16 protein-coding genes are annotated in these 15026 nt (G+C 68.8%); 3 read left to right on the top strand and 13 right to left on the bottom strand.

The features are described 5' to 3' along the window. Nucleotides 1-103 precede the first annotated feature (103 nt). Genes CSW60_RS17665 through CSW60_RS17680 form a run of 4 tightly spaced genes read right to left on the bottom strand, consistent with a single transcriptional unit; the run spans nt 104 to nt 3115 of the window. Entirely contained in the window at nt 104-1081 is a 978-nt protein-coding gene (locus CSW60_RS17665; protein ID WP_099538493.1) for a nucleoside hydrolase, read from the bottom strand. 11 nt (nt 1082-1092) lie between these two features. After that, a complete protein-coding gene (gene hpxZ / locus CSW60_RS17670) occupies nt 1093-1509 on the bottom strand; it encodes an oxalurate catabolism protein HpxZ (protein ID WP_099538494.1) in 417 nt (138 codons plus the stop codon). Continuing rightward, a complete protein-coding gene (locus CSW60_RS17675) occupies nt 1506-2900 on the bottom strand; it encodes an AtzE family amidohydrolase (RefSeq protein ID WP_099538495.1) in 1395 nt (464 codons plus the stop codon). The genes hpxZ and CSW60_RS17675 overlap by 4 nt, the downstream gene beginning before the upstream one ends. Continuing rightward, on the bottom strand, nt 2897-3115 hold the full coding sequence (locus tag CSW60_RS17680) for a hypothetical protein (RefSeq protein WP_099539173.1): 219 nt from the start codon (nt 3113-3115) through the stop codon (nt 2897-2899). The genes CSW60_RS17675 and CSW60_RS17680 overlap by 4 nt, the downstream gene beginning before the upstream one ends. A gap of 222 nt (nt 3116-3337) precedes the next feature. Here CSW60_RS17680 and CSW60_RS17685 point away from each other — a divergent pair, with 222 nt between their 5' ends. The 3 genes from CSW60_RS17685 (at nt 3338) to CSW60_RS17695 (ending at nt 6477) form a co-directional block, all read left to right on the top strand. Continuing rightward, nucleotides 3338-4303 (top strand): acetamidase/formamidase family protein, encoded by a 966-nt coding sequence (locus CSW60_RS17685; protein WP_201723083.1) that lies wholly within the window; start codon nt 3338-3340, stop codon nt 4301-4303. A gap of 130 nt (nt 4304-4433) precedes the next feature. Continuing rightward, on the top strand, nt 4434-5657 hold the full coding sequence (locus CSW60_RS17690) for a calcium-binding protein (protein WP_099538496.1): 1224 nt from the start codon (nt 4434-4436) through the stop codon (nt 5655-5657). Nucleotides 5658-5760: 103 nt separating this feature from the next. Next, nucleotides 5761-6477, top strand: coding sequence for a YceI family protein (locus tag CSW60_RS17695; RefSeq protein WP_099538497.1), 717 nt, complete (start codon nt 5761-5763; stop codon nt 6475-6477). Here CSW60_RS17695 and CSW60_RS17700 read toward each other — a convergent pair whose 3' ends face one another. The 9 genes from CSW60_RS17700 to CSW60_RS17740 form a co-directional block, all read right to left on the bottom strand. After that, the gene (locus tag CSW60_RS17700; protein ID WP_099538498.1) at nt 6478-7161 is read right to left on the bottom strand and encodes a TetR family transcriptional regulator; all 684 of its coding nucleotides are present in this window, start codon (nt 7159-7161) and stop codon (nt 6478-6480) included. Next, on the bottom strand, nt 7158-8345 hold the full coding sequence (locus CSW60_RS17705) for a urate hydroxylase PuuD (protein WP_099538499.1): 1188 nt from the start codon (nt 8343-8345) through the stop codon (nt 7158-7160). The genes CSW60_RS17700 and CSW60_RS17705 overlap by 4 nt, the downstream gene beginning before the upstream one ends. Next, nucleotides 8345-8869: a 2-oxo-4-hydroxy-4-carboxy-5-ureidoimidazoline decarboxylase gene (uraD, locus tag CSW60_RS17710; RefSeq protein WP_099538500.1), complete on the bottom strand. Its 525-nt coding sequence runs from the start codon at nt 8867-8869 to the stop codon at nt 8345-8347. Before uraD ends, CSW60_RS17705 begins: the two co-directional genes overlap by 1 nt. Then, nucleotides 8866-9780: an allantoinase PuuE gene (gene puuE / locus CSW60_RS17715; protein WP_099538501.1), complete on the bottom strand. Its 915-nt coding sequence runs from the start codon at nt 9778-9780 to the stop codon at nt 8866-8868. Before puuE ends, uraD begins: the two co-directional genes overlap by 4 nt. Next, entirely contained in the window at nt 9777-11000 is a 1224-nt protein-coding gene (locus tag CSW60_RS17720) for an alanine--glyoxylate aminotransferase family protein (protein ID WP_201723084.1), read from the bottom strand. The genes puuE and CSW60_RS17720 overlap by 4 nt, the downstream gene beginning before the upstream one ends. After that, on the bottom strand, nt 10997-12250 hold the full coding sequence (locus tag CSW60_RS17725) for an allantoate amidohydrolase (RefSeq protein ID WP_099539175.1): 1254 nt from the start codon (nt 12248-12250) through the stop codon (nt 10997-10999). The genes CSW60_RS17720 and CSW60_RS17725 overlap by 4 nt, the downstream gene beginning before the upstream one ends. Nucleotides 12251-12420: 170 nt before the next feature. Further along, nucleotides 12421-13497 carry a mechanosensitive ion channel family protein gene (locus CSW60_RS17730; RefSeq protein WP_099538502.1) on the bottom strand — a complete coding sequence of 359 codons (1077 nt, stop codon included), beginning with the start codon at nt 13495-13497 and terminating at the stop codon, nt 12421-12423. A gap of 40 nt (nt 13498-13537) precedes the next feature. Beyond that, on the bottom strand, nt 13538-13945 hold the full coding sequence (locus CSW60_RS17735; protein WP_099538503.1) for a DUF2177 family protein: 408 nt from the start codon (nt 13943-13945) through the stop codon (nt 13538-13540). Further along, on the bottom strand, nt 13942-14985 hold the full coding sequence (locus CSW60_RS17740) for a cyclopropane-fatty-acyl-phospholipid synthase family protein (protein WP_099538504.1): 1044 nt from the start codon (nt 14983-14985) through the stop codon (nt 13942-13944). The genes CSW60_RS17735 and CSW60_RS17740 overlap by 4 nt, the downstream gene beginning before the upstream one ends. Nucleotides 14986-15026: the final 41 nt, after the last annotated feature.

Here is a 15026-nt window from a genome sequence, read left to right on the forward strand (position 1 = left end):
GCTGTCGCGGAGCGACTGAGGGGGCGAGCTGGACGCCTGTCGCGTTAGCCCCCTCCGGCCCTCTGGGCCACCTCCCCCGCGCGCGGGGGAGGAATTTCAGGCATCACCCGTGCTTGGCCGCCATCGTCTCGGCGTACAGCTTCAGGAGCCGCTCGCCATCCACCGCCACCGTCACCGCCTGGATCGGCTGGTCGTCCCAGGCCGACGGGCCGAACAGTTCGCCTTCGACCTTCTGGCAGGTTTGGCCGAGCGCCACGCCCTCGGTCACCACGCGGACCGAGCCGCGCCGCACCGTGAACAGCGTCGGATCGATCACATAGGCCACCGCCGCGGCGTCGTGGACGCAGCAGCCGACGATGCCGTCACGGCCGCCGTAGAAGGCGGCGTAAGGCTTGGAAATGGCGTTCAGGAAGCCGCCGGCGTCGCTGCCGCCAGCCGCCAAGGCCTCCATGTAGTCCGGCGACATCACGACCTGGGTCGTCACGTCCAGGCTGACGGCGGTCAGCTTCCAAGGCGCGGTGAAGACCTGGTCGGCGGCTTCGGGGTCGTTCCAGATGTTGGCCTCGGCGACGGGCGTGACATTGCCCGGCTTGCCGGCCACGCCGAACGCGCCGCCCATGATCACCACGGACTTGAGCAAGGTGGCGACCTCGGGATCGGCCTGCAGCGCCAGCGCCAGATTGGTCAGCGGGCCGACCGCGCACAGCACGACTTCACCGGGATACTGGCGGGCCAGGTCGATGATCGCCTGGTGGGCGGGCTTGGCTTCCGGTTGTTCGGGGACATGGCCCGTCAGCTCGACGTCGCCCAGGCCGTTCTCGCCGTGGACGAAGGTCGGCGAGGGGTTGCGCGGGCGGACCAGCGGCTTGTCGGTCCCCTTGTAGACCGGCGCGGTCAGGCCAAAGCGCCGCTTCAGATAGAGAGCGTTGCGCGTGGTGGTGTCGATGTCGGCGTTGCCGAAGATGGTCGTCACCGCGATCAGCTCGAGGGCGGGGCTCGCCTCGATGAACAGCAGCGCCATCGCGTCGTCGATGCCGGGATCGGTGTCGAAGATGATCTTGGTCGGGGTCTGGGCAGTCATGGGGGCGGGCTCTAGCGCTTTTCGCTCGGGGAGGCGAGCCGTTGATCGACGCCCTCCTGCATCAGGGAGACGTGGGCCGAGGCGATTTTCCAGCCGTCTTCGACGCGGACCCAGGTCTGGCTCTGGCGACCGAGGCGGCCGGTGTCGTCGCGCTGGAACAGCACGTTGGCGATCGCAAAGTCCGACCCGAAGGTGGTGATCTCGGTGCGGAGGCGCGTGCGGGGCGGCGAGCCACCGGCCCGGCCGACGCGGAAGGCGGCGATCTCTTCGAAGCCCCACAGGTTCTCGGCCACGCCCAGGCGCACGGTATGCGGCGAGGTCCAGAACGCGCCGTCCAGCGCCGCGACGTCGTTGGTCATCAGCGCGGTCTCGTAGGCGTCGACCAGGGCCGTGACCTCGGCCAGGGTGGCGGGATCGTTGATGATCATGCGGCGACCTTCGGGGCGTGGGCGGCGACGACGCCGGCGCGCTGCAGTCGAAGAGCGGCGGCGAAGGCCAGGTCCTCGCGCCAGGGCGGGGCGATGATCTGCACGCCGATCGGCAGCTGGCCCGGACGGTTCACCGGCGCGGCCACCACCGGCAGGCCGATATAGCTGATCGGCTGGGTGAAGGCGCCGAGGTTCTTGCGGACCGAGACTGGGACCCCGTCCATCTCCATGGTCGCCTGGCCGATCGGCGGGGCGGGGCAGACCGAGGCCGGCGCCAGCAGGACGTCATAGCGCTGGAAGACCTGGGCGACCTGGTCGCGGAAGATCGTGCGATAGCGGCGGGCGGCCTGCGCCACGCCCTCGGGCAACAGGGCGCCCGCCAGCAGGCGGTCGCGGACGGCTGGGTCGTAGTCCATGGCGCGAGCGGCGAGGTCGTCGTGGTGCAGCTCGCCGCCCTCGAAGGCGGTGAGGCAGAAGGCGGCGGCGCGGGCGGCCTGGGCGCCGTCCAGGATCACCTCGCGGTCGGCCGACAGAGCCTGAGCGACGCGCTCCAACGCTTCTAGCACCTCGGGGAAAGCGCCTTGCCGGAACCAGCCGCCGAGGACGCCGACGCGCAGCGGCTGCTTGGCGAGGACGTCGAGGCGATCGGAAACAGGCTGGGCATCCCGGACGCAGATTGGATCACCCTCGGGATCGGGGCCCTGCAGCACGTCATAGGCCAGGGCCAGCTCCTCGACCGTGCGGGCGAAGGGGCCGACATGGTCCAGGCTCTCGACGAACGGGAAGACGCCCTGGCGCGACAGGCGGCCATAGGTAGGCTTGAGGCCGAAGACCCCGCACAGGCCAGCCGGGATGCGGATCGAGCCGTTGGTGTCCGAGCCCAGGGTCAGCGGAACCAGCCCCGCCGCCACGGCGACGGCCGAACCGCCGGACGAGCCGCCGGCGATCCGCGTCGAATCGTGCGGATTGCGCGCCGGTCCGTCATGGGCGTTCTCGGTGACGAAGCCATAGGCGAACTCGTCCATGTTCAGCGCGCCGACCAGGATCGCCCCGGCGGCCGTCAGGCGCTGGACGAGGGTGGCGTCGCGCGAGGGCGAGGCGGCCTCGCGGCGGATCTTCGAGCCCGCCAGGGTCGGCAGGCCCGCGATGTCGAACAGGTTCTTCACGGCGAACGGCGCGCCGGCCAGCGGGCCGAGCGAACGGCCCGCCGCGCGGTCGGCGTCCACCGCGTCGGCGGCGGCGAGGGCGCGTTCGGCGGTCACGGCGGTGAAGGCGTTGAGCTCACCGTTCAGCCGGGCGATGCGGGACAGGGCCGCTTCGGTGGTCTCCCGGGCGGTGGCGCGACCGGCGCGGACATCTTCGGCGATCTGGAGGGCGCTGGCGAAGCTCACGGCTGGAACGGCTCCGGCGTCTGGCCGGCGGCCTCGCCCAGGGCGTGGGCGAATAGCCGCGTCTGGGCGCGGAGCAGGGCGACGTTGTCGATCACGCCGGCCAGCGCTTCGCCGGGGATCGTCAGGTCGCGCTCGGCGGCGCGCGCGGCCGTCCAGGGCGCGATCTCGGCCTCGGCCAGGTCGAGGAAGGCTTGTGTCTCCGTGTCGAGCGCCATCCGGCCGAGCTCCATAAGTAATAAAAAACTTCATACACCGGGGTTCGCCGGCCGCGCCAGTCCCGGCGGCTGACGCGCCGATGATCGCCCAAGCGCGCGCCACTTTCACCCGCCCTTCGCCCGCCGCGAGGGCAGGGCGGTCCAATCGTGCTCCGCCGAGGCGGGGCGCGCTTGGGATCGCGCGCGCGCCAGCGCCAGATGGTCGAGTAATAGAAGGCTTACTTGATGGCGCATCACCGACTGGCCTCGGCCCCCGACACGATCCGCTTTGGCATGTTCGACGCGGCGTTCGATCCCGTGCTGACGGTGTCGTCGGGCGACAGCGTCACCTTCGAGTGCGTTTCCGGCGGCGTCGAGGTGATGCCGCCGGCCGGCTCGCCCTACGCTGTGCCGCCGGCGCTGCGGGCGATCCATGACAGCAAGCCCGAGCGCATCGGCCCGCACATTCTCACGGGCCCCGTCGCCATCGCCGGCGCCGAGCCGGGCGACACGCTGGAGGTCCGCATCGAAGCGATCGAGCCGAACAACGACTGGGGCTACTGCGCCGTCCGTCCCCTGGCCGGCACGATCCCCGAGGACTTCCCCGAACGCTATGTCAGCCACATCGCCGTCGATCGCGCGCGTGGCGTCTGCAAGCCGGAGTGGGGGCCGGAGCTGCCCCTGGCGCCGTTCTTCGGCACCATGGGCGTGGCGCCGCCGGCGCGCTATGGCCGCCTCTCCAGCCGTGAGCCGCGCGAGCACGGCGGCAATATGGACAACAAGGAGCTGGTCGCCGGCTCGACCCTCTATCTGCCGGTCTGGGTCCCCGGCGCGAACTTCTCGGTCGGCGACGGCCATGGCCGCCAAGGCGACGGCGAGGTTTGCGTCAACGCGCTGGAGATGGGCCTGACCGGGACCTTCACCTTCGTCCTGCACAAGAAAGCCAATGGGGCCGCCGACGTCGGCGCCTTCGCCTGGCCGCGCGCCGAGACGCCGACCCACTACATATTGATGGGCTTCAACGAGGATCTGGACCTGGCCATGAAACAGGCCCTGCGCCAGACGATCGACTTCATCACCGCCCGCTCGTCCCTGAGCCGCGTTCAAGCCTATCAATTCTGCTCGCTGGCCGTGGACTTCCGCGTCACCCAGACCGTCAATGGCGAGAAGGGGGTGCATGCGCTGCTGAAGAAGGGGCTGCTGTTCTGACATTGGTCGTCATGGTTGCCGCCAGGTTGTGTCGCTTGGTTACTGCTCCAAAAGTGGAAAAATTCACTTGAGATAAATCTGAGGTTGTCCGCCAATGGCCGCGCTCCACTTCCGGAGCGGGAGGCTAGTCATGTATCTGGTGGGCACAGAGGGTGATGATCTGCTGGTCGGCGGCGCGGACGCCGACACCCTGGTCGGGCTCGGCGGCGACGATACGCTGCAGGGCGGCGAGGGGGATGACCTGCTGATGGGCGGGCCCGGGACGGATATCCTGGACGGCGGCGCGGGCAACGACACGGTGAGCTACGAGGACGCCGAGCCGGCTGGGATGTTCGGCTTCCTGCTGGTCAATCTGCTGGGGCAGTACGCCTCCATGATCGGTCCGAATGGCGGTCTGCTGGACACCCTGGTCTCCATCGAGAACGCGATCGGATCGTCCGGCGCGGACTGGCTGGTCGGGACAGCGGGCGACAATCACCTGTCAGGCGGCGACGGCGCCGACACCATCGAGGGCAAGGGCGGCGCTGACGTTCTCGACGGCGGCGACGGCAACGACCTGATCGTGACGGGCGGCATCTTTGGGGCCGCCGCGCCGGGCTCGTTGCTGATCGGAGGAAATGGTGACGACGCGCTCCAGAGCGGCAACTCCAACGACACGATGCTGGGCGGAGCCGGGAACGACACCTTCTCGGTCGGGAACGACGCCACGATGCGCGTTGTGGACGGCGGCGACGGGACCGACCTGCTGGCGTTCTCCTCCGGCTTTTCTGCCGGTGTGACCGTCGATCTGAGCCTCACGAGCCAAACCATAGCGCCCGGCGTGGCGCTCACCTTGACGAGTGTGGAGAACCTCAACGGCACCGAGGCGGGCGACACGCTGATCGGCGATGCAAACGCCAACATCATCTACGGCTGGGGCGGCGACGACGCGATCTACGGTGGAGCCGGCAACGACGGGATCAACGGCGTGGAGGGGGCGGACTACATCGTCGGCGGCGCGGGCCAAGATGGCCTACGGGGGGGCGATGGGGCCGACACCTTTGTGTTCGCCGCCGGGGACAGCGACGCCAGCGCCCCTGACACCATCAACGACCTCACGGCTGAAGACCACATCCTGTTCACGGACGGCCCGGCTGGCGACGCCAGCAACTACGCGGAACTTGAGACGGTCGACATGCTTGCCGTCGACATTCTATTCGCCGGCGAGGGCGTTCGTTACGTGGCGATGGCGGTTGGTGGCGGCGTGATGCTCTTCGCCGACACCGGGGCTGAAGACGCGACCTACGACCAGGTTGTCCTCCTCGCGGGCGCCAACCTCTCGGCCATCGACGCCAGTTCGATCCTCGGCCTCTGACGCCCGTCTGAGGCAACTTCCATCGCGCCCCTACGTTGACGCATCGTCGGCGTAGGGGCCTTCTGCGTCGCGCGCCCCGATCAAGGGGTGGGAGGGAAGACGCATGAAGACGATCCTGCCTATCGCGGCGCTCCTGGCCCTGGCGGCCTGCTCTCCGTCTTCCGACGACAAGAAGGCCGCCGAGCCGCCGCTGGTGGCGGCGCCGCCGGCCGCTCCCGCGCTGAAGCCGCCGAAAGCCAACATTCCCGCTGGCGACTATGTGCTCGACAAGCACCACGCCACCTTGGTGTTCCGGGTCAGCCACCTGGGCTTCTCGCACTACACGGCCGCCTTCGCGACCTTCGACGCCAAGCTGCGGTTCGACCAGAACAACGCCGGCGCCAGCGCGCTGGAGGCGACGATCGATCCGAAGTCGCTGACCCTGCCGTCGCCGCCCGAGGGCTTCCTGGCGGACCTGATCGGGCCCCAGTGGCTGAACACCGGGACCTATCCGTCGATCACTTTCCGCTCGACCAAGATCGAGGTCACCGGTCCGGATACGGGCAAGGTCACCGGCGATCTCACCCTGCACGGCGTGACCAAGCCCGTCACCTTGGACGTCACCTATAACGGCGGCTATGCCGGCCATCCGATGGATCCGCACGCGCGGGTCGGCTTCTCGGCCAAGGGCGTCTTCAAGCGCTCGGACTTTGGGATCGCCTATGGGGTTCCCGCGCCCGGCACGACCATGGGCGTCAGCGACGAGGTCGAGGTCCAGATCGAGGCCGAGTTCACGGGACCGCCGCTGGTCAACGCGCCGCCGGCGCAGCCGCCCGCGTAATCAGCCCTGCCGCGCCCCGCGCGTCAGATAGCCTTCCAGCAGCGCCAGGGCGTGGTCCAGCCGCGCCTTGCGCCACTCGGGCGCGCTCATGTCGGTGTCCAGGGTCGCCGACAGCGAGTAGCCGTTAGCGAGGTGAAAGCGGCTCATGGCCGCGATGGTCACGTAGATCTGCACGGGATCGAGATCGGGACCGAATAGCCCCTGATCCTGGCCGCTCTTGATCAGGCGCTCGATCGTGCGGCGCAGCGGGAAGGCGGTCTCGGTCACGACCCGCGACTGGGCGGCGAACTTGCCGTGCTGCAGGTTCTCGTTGCGCAGCAGGCCCTCGAAACGCGGGTTCTTCTCGAAATAGTCGAAGGTGAAGCGCTGCAGTTCGAGGAAGCCTTCCAGCGGCTTGTCGAAGTCGATCTTCAGCTCGGCCTCGCGCGCCCGCAGGTCCATGTAGGCGCTTTCGAGGACGGCCATGTACAGGCCCTTCTTGTCCCCGAAGTAGTGGTACAGCATCCGGATGTTGCACTTGGCGGCCTTGACGATCTTCTCGATCCGGGCCCCCGCGAACCCCGCCTGGGCGAACTCCTTCAGGGCCGCGGCGAGGATCGCCTTGCGGGTCCGCTCGGCGTTGCGCTTGCGCGGGGCGGTCTCGCTCTCGGCCTTGGTGGTCGCATCCAGGACGGCGTCGGTCACGGGGTCTTGGCTCCCTGCTTGATCCAGGCGCCCAGCTGGGCGCGCTCCTCATCGGTCATGCCGGTCTCGTTGCCAAGAGGCATGCTGGTCGAGAGGACCGCGCGTTCGTTGATTTTCGGTGCGTAGGTCCGGATATGCGCAGGGTTGTCGAAGGTCGCGCCCAAAGGCGGGGCGGAAAAGCCGGCGTGGGTGGGCGTCGCGGCGTGGCACATGACGCAGTGCTTCTGGATGATTCCCTGGGCGACCGAGAACGGGACCTCGCCGCTGACCTCGACCCTGTCCTTGGGCTTGATCGAGGCGATCGCCGTGGCGCCGAAGATCAGCAGCGCGCCGACGAACAGGAGTTCATGCCGGATTCTGCCGAAGTGCCGCTGGATGAAGAAATAGCGGATCGCGATGGCGCCGGCGCTGATCAGGGCCAGCAGCAGCCAGGCCTTGGGATGTCCCGAGATCGCCGGATAGTGGTTGCTGATCATGATGAAGATGACCGGCAGGGTCATGTGGGTGTTGTGCACCGAGCGCTGCTTGCCCATCGCGCCCAGGCGCGGGTCGACGGGGCGGCCGGCCAGCATGTCGGCGACGATCTTGCGCTGGTTGGGGATGATGACCAGGAACACGTTTCCGACCATGCAGGTGCCGATGATCGCGCCCACGTGGATGAAGGCGCCGCGGTCCGAGAACAGCTGGGTCAGCGCCCAAGTCGCGGCGGTCAGGATCGAAAACCAGACCACGCCGAACAGCTTGCCGTTCTTGCCCAGCGGCGAGCGGCATAGCGCTTCGTAGGTCAGAAGGCCGCCGAAGATGAAGGCGAGGCCCACGCCGATCGCCTGGGCCTGGGTGAAGGCGTGCTTGGCCGGGTCGATCAGATAGACCGGCGCGCCCACATAGTAGAGCACCGTCAGCAAAGCAAAGCCCGACAGCCAGGTGGTGTAGGCCTCCCACTTGAACCAGTGCAGATGCTCGGGCATGTGCGCCGGGGCGACCATGTACTTTTGCGAATGGTAGAAGCCGCCGCCGTGCACGGCCCACAGCTCGCCCTTCACGCCGTCCTTGGGCGGGTTCGGGTCGCGCAGATTGTTGTCCAGCCAGACGAAGTAGAAGGAAGCGCCGATCCAGGCCACGCCCGCGATCACGTGCAGCCAGCGCAGGGCCATGCTGGCCCAACCGGCGAAATCGTAGTCCATCAATCGGTCACCGCGTCGAGCAGTCGAAGCTTGGAGATCAGGCCGATCTGGCGGATGGCCTCGGCGATCTCGCTCGCCTCGTCGTTGGAAAGGCGCGCGTGCATGGCCGCCAGGATCGAGGCCTTGTCGTTCAGCCGCACGCAGATGATGAACGGAAAGCCGAAGCGGTCGCGATAGGCGGCGTTCAGGTCGTGAAAGCGGGCGAACTCCTCGGGCGTCAGCCGATCAAGGCCGGCGCTGGCCTGTTCGGCGTTGCTCTCGGCCGTCAGCGTCTTGGCGATCGCGGCCTTGCTGGCCAGCTCGGGGTGCGCGCGGATCAAAGCGAGCTTGTCGGCGGTGGTCGCGGCCTCGAGCACCGCCATCATCGCGTCGTGCATCGCCTCGACGCTGGCGAACGGACGCTCGCTCCAGGCGCGCTCGACCACCCAGGGGGAAAGCTCGAAGGCGAAGCCCAGGGCGGTCGCGAAACCGGTCTGGTTCATGCTGTTCAGCCGAGCCAGGGTCAGGGGCGGCGCGCCGCTCATGCGTTGCTCCCTTCGTATGGGTGTTCCTTGATCCAGTGCCGCGCGATGTCGATGCGGCGGGCCACCCAGACGTGGTTGTGGTTCGTGACGTGCTCCAGGAACCGCCGCAGGGCGCCGATGCGGCCGGGCCTGCCGACCACGCGGCAATGCAGGCCGACGCTCATCATCTTCGGCGAGGTCTCGCCCTCCAGGTAGAGCGCGTCGAAGGCGTCGCGCAGATAGGTGAAGAACTGCTCGCCGGTGTTGAAGCCCTGGGCCGCCGTGAAGCGCATGTCGTTGGCTTCCAGCGTGTAGGGCACGATCAACTGCGGTCGGCCATGCTGGTCGTCCCAATAGGGCAGGTCGTCGGCGTAGCTGTCGGAGTCGTAGACGAAGCCGCCTTCCTGGGCGACCAGACGCGCGGTGTTGGGGCTGGTGCGGCCCTGGTACCAGCCCAGCGGACGCTCGCCGGTCAGCCGCGTCTGGATCTCGATGGCGCGCTGGATGTGCTCCATCTCCTGGTCGGCCGTGAAGTGCTGGTAGTCGATCCAGCGATAGCCGTGGCTGGCGATCTCCCAGCCGGACTTCATCATCGCCTCGACGGCGTCGGGGTTGCGCTCCATGGCCTGGGCGACGCCGAACACGGTCAGCGGCAGGCGGAACGCGTCGAACAGCCGCCGGATGCGCCAGAAGCCGGCGCGCGAGCCGTATTCGTAGAGGCTCTCCATCGACATGTGGCGCATGTCCGCGATGGGCTGGGCGCCGATCATTTCCGACAGGAAGAACTCGGAGACGGGATCGCCGTGCAGCACCGATCGCTCGGCGCCTTCCTCGTAGTTCAGCACGAACTGCACGGCGACTCGCGCGTGGTTCGGCCAACGCGGGTGCGGCGGATGCTCGCCATAGCCGATGAGGTCGCGGGGGTAGGTCATGCGTACGCTTTCGCCGCCGCGTCGACTCCGGCGCCGGTGGGCGCGCCGAAGCCCTCCCAGCGCAGCACGGCCTCGAAGGCCGCCAGGGTCTGCAGCACCGCGTGCTTGCGGGCGTTCACGCCCATGGTCCCGATGCGCCAGATCTTGCCGGTCAGGGGACCGAAGGCCGAGCCGATCTCGATCTCGAAGTCGGTGCGCATCCGGGCCTTCACCCGGTCGTAGTCGACGCCGTCGGGGACCCAGACGCCGGTGACATTGGTCATCTTGTGAGCCTTGTCGCCGTAGATCGACAGACCCATCGCCTCGAGGCCCGCGGTCATCGCGGCGCCGGCCTTGGCGTGACGCTCGAACCGCGCTGGCAGGCCTTCCTCCAGCACCAGCCGCGCGCATTCGCGAGCCGCGAACAGCATCGGGGCGCACTCGGTGTGGTGGTTCAGGCGCTTCTCGGACCAGTAGTCCATGATCATCGCCAGATCGAAGTAGTTGGAGGCGATGCGGCGGCCGCTGCCCGCCGCGCCGCCGGTTCCGACGAGGCCCTTCTCGACATGGCGGCGCGAGAAGATGTGCTCGGCGGCCTGGTCGCTGATCGTGATCGGCGCCGAGCCCGAGGGACCGCCCAGGCACTTCTGCAGGCCGGCGGTGACGATGTCCGCGCCCCAGGCGTCGACGGGAACGTCCATGCCCGACAGGGTGGCGGTGGCGTCGACATACATCAGCGCCCCGTGCGCGCGGCAGATCGCGCCGATCGCCTCCAGCGGCTGGGCCATGGTCGTCGAGGTGTCGCCGTGCACGCAGGCGACCAGGCGCGGCTTCACGCGCTTCACCGCGTCCTCGACCGCCTGCGGATCGACGACCGTTCCCCATGGAGCCTCGACGAAGGTCACCTTGGCGTCGCAGCGCTCGGCGATCTCGGCCAGCAGCAGGCCAAAGCGGCCGGCGTTGACCACCACGACATCGTCGCCAGGCTGCAGCGTCGAGACCAGGGCCGCCTCGATGCCCGCGCGCGAGGTGCCGTCGATCACGAAGGTCCAGCGGTTCTTGGTCTGGAACACGCCGCGATAGAGGGCCATGACCTCGTTCATGTAGCCGGTGAACTCAGGGTCGAACTGGCCCAGCAGTTGCACCGACATGGCCCGCAGCACGCGCGGGTGCACGTTGATCGGGCCGGGACCCATCAGCAGGCGGGCGGGGTGGTCGAGCTCGTGGAAGGTTTCGGTCATGCGCGTTCGCGTCGTTCTAGCTTGTCGATGAAGGTGAGCATGGCGCGGGCGGCCAGGGCGCAGTCGGCCTCGGTCACGGCCTCGGCCGGGTTGTGGCTGATCCCGCCCTCGCAGCGGATGAACAGCATGGCGGTGGGACAGAGGTCGGCCATCACCATGGCGTCGTGACCCGCGCCGCTGGGCAGGCGTCGGGCGGGGAGCGAGAGCTCGGCCAGGGCTTCTTCGAGCAGGCCGATCAGCGACGGGGCGCAGGGGCTTTCGGCCAGGGCCTGCATCAGGTGGATCTCGGCGCTTAGGCCCCGCGCGGCGGCGATCGCGTGGATCTCGGCGCAGATGGCGTCGACGGCGGCGTCGCGCGTGGCCGAGGTCTCGGCGCGGATGTCCATCGAGAACTCGACCGCGCCCGGAATGACGTTGAAGGCGCCGGGCAGGGCGGTGATCCGGCCGACGGTGCCGACCAGGCCGTCGGTCCCGGCGCGGCAGATCCGCTCCAGCGCCAGCACGCACTCGGCGGCGGCGGGGCCAGGATCCTTGCGCAGCGCCATCGGCGTCGTGCCGGCGTGACCGGCGGTCCCGACGATCTTGACCATGATCCGCTTCTGGGCGGCGATGGCGGTGACGACGCCCAGCGGCAGGCCTTCGGCCTCCAGCACCGGACCTTGCTCGATGTGGGCTTCGAGGAAGGCCAGGATCTCCTCCGGCTTGCGAGCCGCCCCGCCAATGCCAGCCGGATCGCCCCCGAACGCCGCCAGGGCCTTGGCGACCGAGAGGCCGTCGGCGTCCTTCATCTCCAGGGCCAGGGCGTCCAGCGTTCCGGCGATCGCCCGGCTGCAGCTCATCGAGGCGGGAAAGCGCGAGCCCTCCTCGTCGCCGAACGCCACGACTTCGATCGCGAAGGGCAGGCGGCGGCCGGCGCGGTGCAGCGCCTCGACCACGTCGATCCCGAGCATGATCCCAAGCGGCCCGTCATAGCGCCCGCCGTTGCGGACGCTGTCGATGTGCGAGCCGATGATCAGCGCCTTGGCCCCGGGCGTCTCGCCTTCGTAGCGGCCGATCAGGTTTGCGGCGGCGTCGCGGCGGACGCTCATGCCGGCTTCGGCCATCCAGGTTTCGAGCGTAGTCAGGGCGGCGGCGTGGGCCGGCGTCAGGAAGCGCCGCGTCAGCTGGCCGTCGACCTCGCTATAGGGCGGCGCGCCCAGCAGGTCGCAGCGCGCCTTCGCCCTCGCGCCGATGTCGATACCCCAGGTCAAGTCCGCCTTGGCCTCCATCCCCAAACCTTAGCAGGCTGCGCCCGCCCTCTCGTCGCGACAAGCGCTTCTGGCGCGACCTTGTCGCCCAGGCGCCCGCCCGCGCGCCATGTCGAGCTAGCGGCGCCTCTTCATAAGTCATAATTTGCTTACTTACGGAAGGGCTGGACCGTTCAGGCCTCGCCAGCCGCCAGGGCCAGGCGGCGACGCGGAAAGGCTTCCGGCAGCTCGTCGCGCAGGAAGGCCATCATCTTTTCGCGGACTTCGCAGCGCAGGTCGAAGGCCTGGCCGGCGTTGCGGGCGCTGACCAGGCAGCGGACTTCCATGACCTCGGCCGTCAGGTCCGTGACGGCCAGGTTCACGACCTTGCCATCCCACAGCTTCGAGGCCTTGGCGATCTCGGCGAGCTTTTCCCGCAACCGGTCCACCGGCGCGGCCGGGTCGACATAGAGCATGGCCGTGCCGATCAGGGCCGAGCTTTCGCGGGTCCAGTTCTGGAACGGGGTCTGGATGAAGTAGCTGAGCGGCAGCACCATCCTCCGCCAGTCCCACAGCCGCACCACCACATAGGTGGCGGTGATCTCCTCGATGTTCCCCCATTCCTTTTCGACGATGACGGCGTCGTCGATGCGGATGGGCTGGGTGACGGCGATCTGGATGCCGGCGATCAGGTTGGTCAGCAGCGGCTGCAGGGCCAGGCCGACGATGACGCTGGCCGCGCCGCCGGCGGCCAGCAGGCTGACGCCCCATTGCCGAACGCCCGGAATGGTCATCAGGGCCAGGGCCACGGTGACGATGCCGACCAGGATCGCTACCGCGCGCCGCAGGATCTTCACTTGGGTCACGTGCTTGCGCGCCAGGAGGTTGTCCTCCACGTCGACCCTGAAGCCGCGCAGGTAGAGCGCCGCGCCGATGTCGAGCGCGGTCAGGCACATCCAGCCCAACAGCAGGATGAACAGCACCAGCAAGACGTGTCGGGCCGCGTCAGCCTGGCCGCCGGTCAGCGGCGCGGCCGAGACGGCGGGGCCCAGGGCGGCGACGATGATCGCCAGCCGCGTCGGCCGCCGCGTCCGGGCGAGCAGGGCCTGCCAAAAGGCCTCACGCTTGGAGAGAGTGCGGCGGACCAGCCGCACCGCCACGGCGTGGAACAGCAGCGCCAGCACCAGAGCTATGGCGATCAGAACCAGGCTGACCAGCCACGGCGGCGCCCAGGCGGCGGACGCCGCGAGCCAGGTGAAGAAGTCTTGCATGCTCAGGCGAACGCGCGTCGCCCGGCATGGCTCCCTGAAATTACCGGTTCAACGCCCAGCGCGCCGCCGCGAAGCCGGCGCTGGCCGAGACGGTGGTGATGAAGGTTCCCCAGGCCATGTCGACCAGGGTGATGGTCGTCGACCAGGTCTTCAGCGTCGCCTGGTTGGTCAGGTCGTAGGTGGCGTAGGCGACCAGGCCGAACGCGGCCGCGTGGATCAGCAGCCGCTTCCAGCCGCCCTCGCGCAGCGCGGGCAGGACGGCCAGCAGGACGATGCCGGCGACGTAGAGCAGGTAGAAGACGACCGCCGGCGGCAGGGACGGCTTGGCCGCCAGCAGTTCGCCGATGCGCGGCTGGTAGAGGCGGGGGCTCATCTGGGTCAGCCAGACCGCGTCCAGCGCCAGCATGGTCAGGGCCGCGCCCAGATAGGCGGCGAGGATCTTGATCATTGTCCGCTCTCCTGGGCGACGGGACGCATGCGATAGTGGCTGACGCCCCATTCCTCGCCGCCGCGATGGCCGAAGAGGCCGGCCGTGGCCAGGAAGAACAGTCGCCAACGACGACGCCAGACCGTGGCGTGGGGACCATAGACCTCCGCCAGGATGGGATCGATCGTGGCGCGTTTGGCGTCGAAATTCTCCAGCCACTGGCGGGCGGTGCGGGCGTAATGCTCGCCGCTCCAGCGCCAGTCGGTCTCGACCGTGAACAGGTCCGGGAACTGACGCGGCAGGTCGTGACTAGGCATCACCCCGCCGCTGAAGAAGTACTGGGCGATCCAGTCGGCCGGATCATCGACCTCGAAGCGGTAGGGCGTGTTCCTGTGTGTGAACACGTGCAGGAACAGCAGGCCGTCAGGCTTCAGCCAACCGCGCACGCGGGTCAGCAGGGCGCGCCAGTTGGACATGTGCTCGAACATCTCGACCGAGACCACGCGATCGAAGCGCTGGTCGGTCTGGAAGTCGTTCATGTCGGCGGTGACGACCGTCAGGTTCTCAAGGCCGCGCGCGGAGGCCCGGGCCTCGATGAAGGCGCGTTGCGAGGCCGAGTTCGAGACCGAGGTGATCTGGGCCTTGGGGTAGCGGGCGGCCATCCACAGCGACAGCGAACCCCAGCCGCAGCCCAGCTCCAGGATCGTCTGGCCGTCGCGCAGGTCGGCGTGCTCGGCGGTCTCGCGCAGGGCGGCGGCTTCGCCCTCGGCCAGGGTGGTCGCGCCGGGCGGATAGAGGCCGCTGGAATATTTCAGGTTCGGGCCCAGCACCGCCTCGAAGAAAGGCGCGGGCAGCTCGTAGTGCTGGGCGTTGGCGGCGTCGGTATGGGTCGCGATCGGCCGCGCCTCCATCTCCCGCGCGAACGCGGCCGAGACGCCGGGAGGGGCCTTGCCCAAGCGGCGGCGGGCGTCGCCGACCAGGAAATCGATCGCCGCGCGCGAGACCACGTCCGGCATGGGCGCGTCCTCGAACGCGTGGATCGCCGCCTTCACCAAGCTCATCGACCGTTCTCCCTCGCTAGCCTTCACAGCTACGAGGGGAC

The sequence above is a fragment of the Caulobacter sp. X genome (assembly GCF_002742635.1).
In the GTDB taxonomy this organism is placed as follows: domain Bacteria; phylum Pseudomonadota; class Alphaproteobacteria; order Caulobacterales; family Caulobacteraceae; genus Caulobacter.

Coding starts and splice junctions, on each gene's coding strand:
- uraD (WP_099538500.1), bottom strand. CDS start 8,869: ATGAGCGGCGCGCCGCCCCTGACCCTGGCTCGGCTGAACAGCATGAAC.
- CSW60_RS17720 (WP_201723084.1), bottom strand. CDS start 11,000: ATGACCGAAACCTTCCACGAGCTCGACCACCCCGCCCGCCTGCTGATG.
- CSW60_RS17735 (WP_099538503.1), bottom strand. CDS start 13,945: ATGATCAAGATCCTCGCCGCCTATCTGGGCGCGGCCCTGACCATGCTG.
- CSW60_RS17730 (WP_099538502.1), bottom strand. CDS start 13,497: ATGCAAGACTTCTTCACCTGGCTCGCGGCGTCCGCCGCCTGGGCGCCG.
- puuE (WP_099538501.1), bottom strand. CDS start 9,780: ATGACCTACCCCCGCGACCTCATCGGCTATGGCGAGCATCCGCCGCAC.
- CSW60_RS17705 (WP_099538499.1), bottom strand. CDS start 8,345: ATGGACTACGATTTCGCCGGTTGGGCCAGCATGGCCCTGCGCTGGCTG.
- CSW60_RS17690 (WP_099538496.1), top strand. CDS start 4,434: ATGTATCTGGTGGGCACAGAGGGTGATGATCTGCTGGTCGGCGGCGCG.
- hpxZ (WP_099538494.1), bottom strand. CDS start 1,509: ATGATCATCAACGATCCCGCCACCCTGGCCGAGGTCACGGCCCTGGTC.
- CSW60_RS17695 (WP_099538497.1), top strand. CDS start 5,761: ATGAAGACGATCCTGCCTATCGCGGCGCTCCTGGCCCTGGCGGCCTGC.
- CSW60_RS17665 (WP_099538493.1), bottom strand. CDS start 1,081: ATGACTGCCCAGACCCCGACCAAGATCATCTTCGACACCGATCCCGGC.
- CSW60_RS17680 (WP_099539173.1), bottom strand. CDS start 3,115: ATGGCGCTCGACACGGAGACACAAGCCTTCCTCGACCTGGCCGAGGCC.
- CSW60_RS17740 (WP_099538504.1), bottom strand. CDS start 14,985: ATGAGCTTGGTGAAGGCGGCGATCCACGCGTTCGAGGACGCGCCCATG.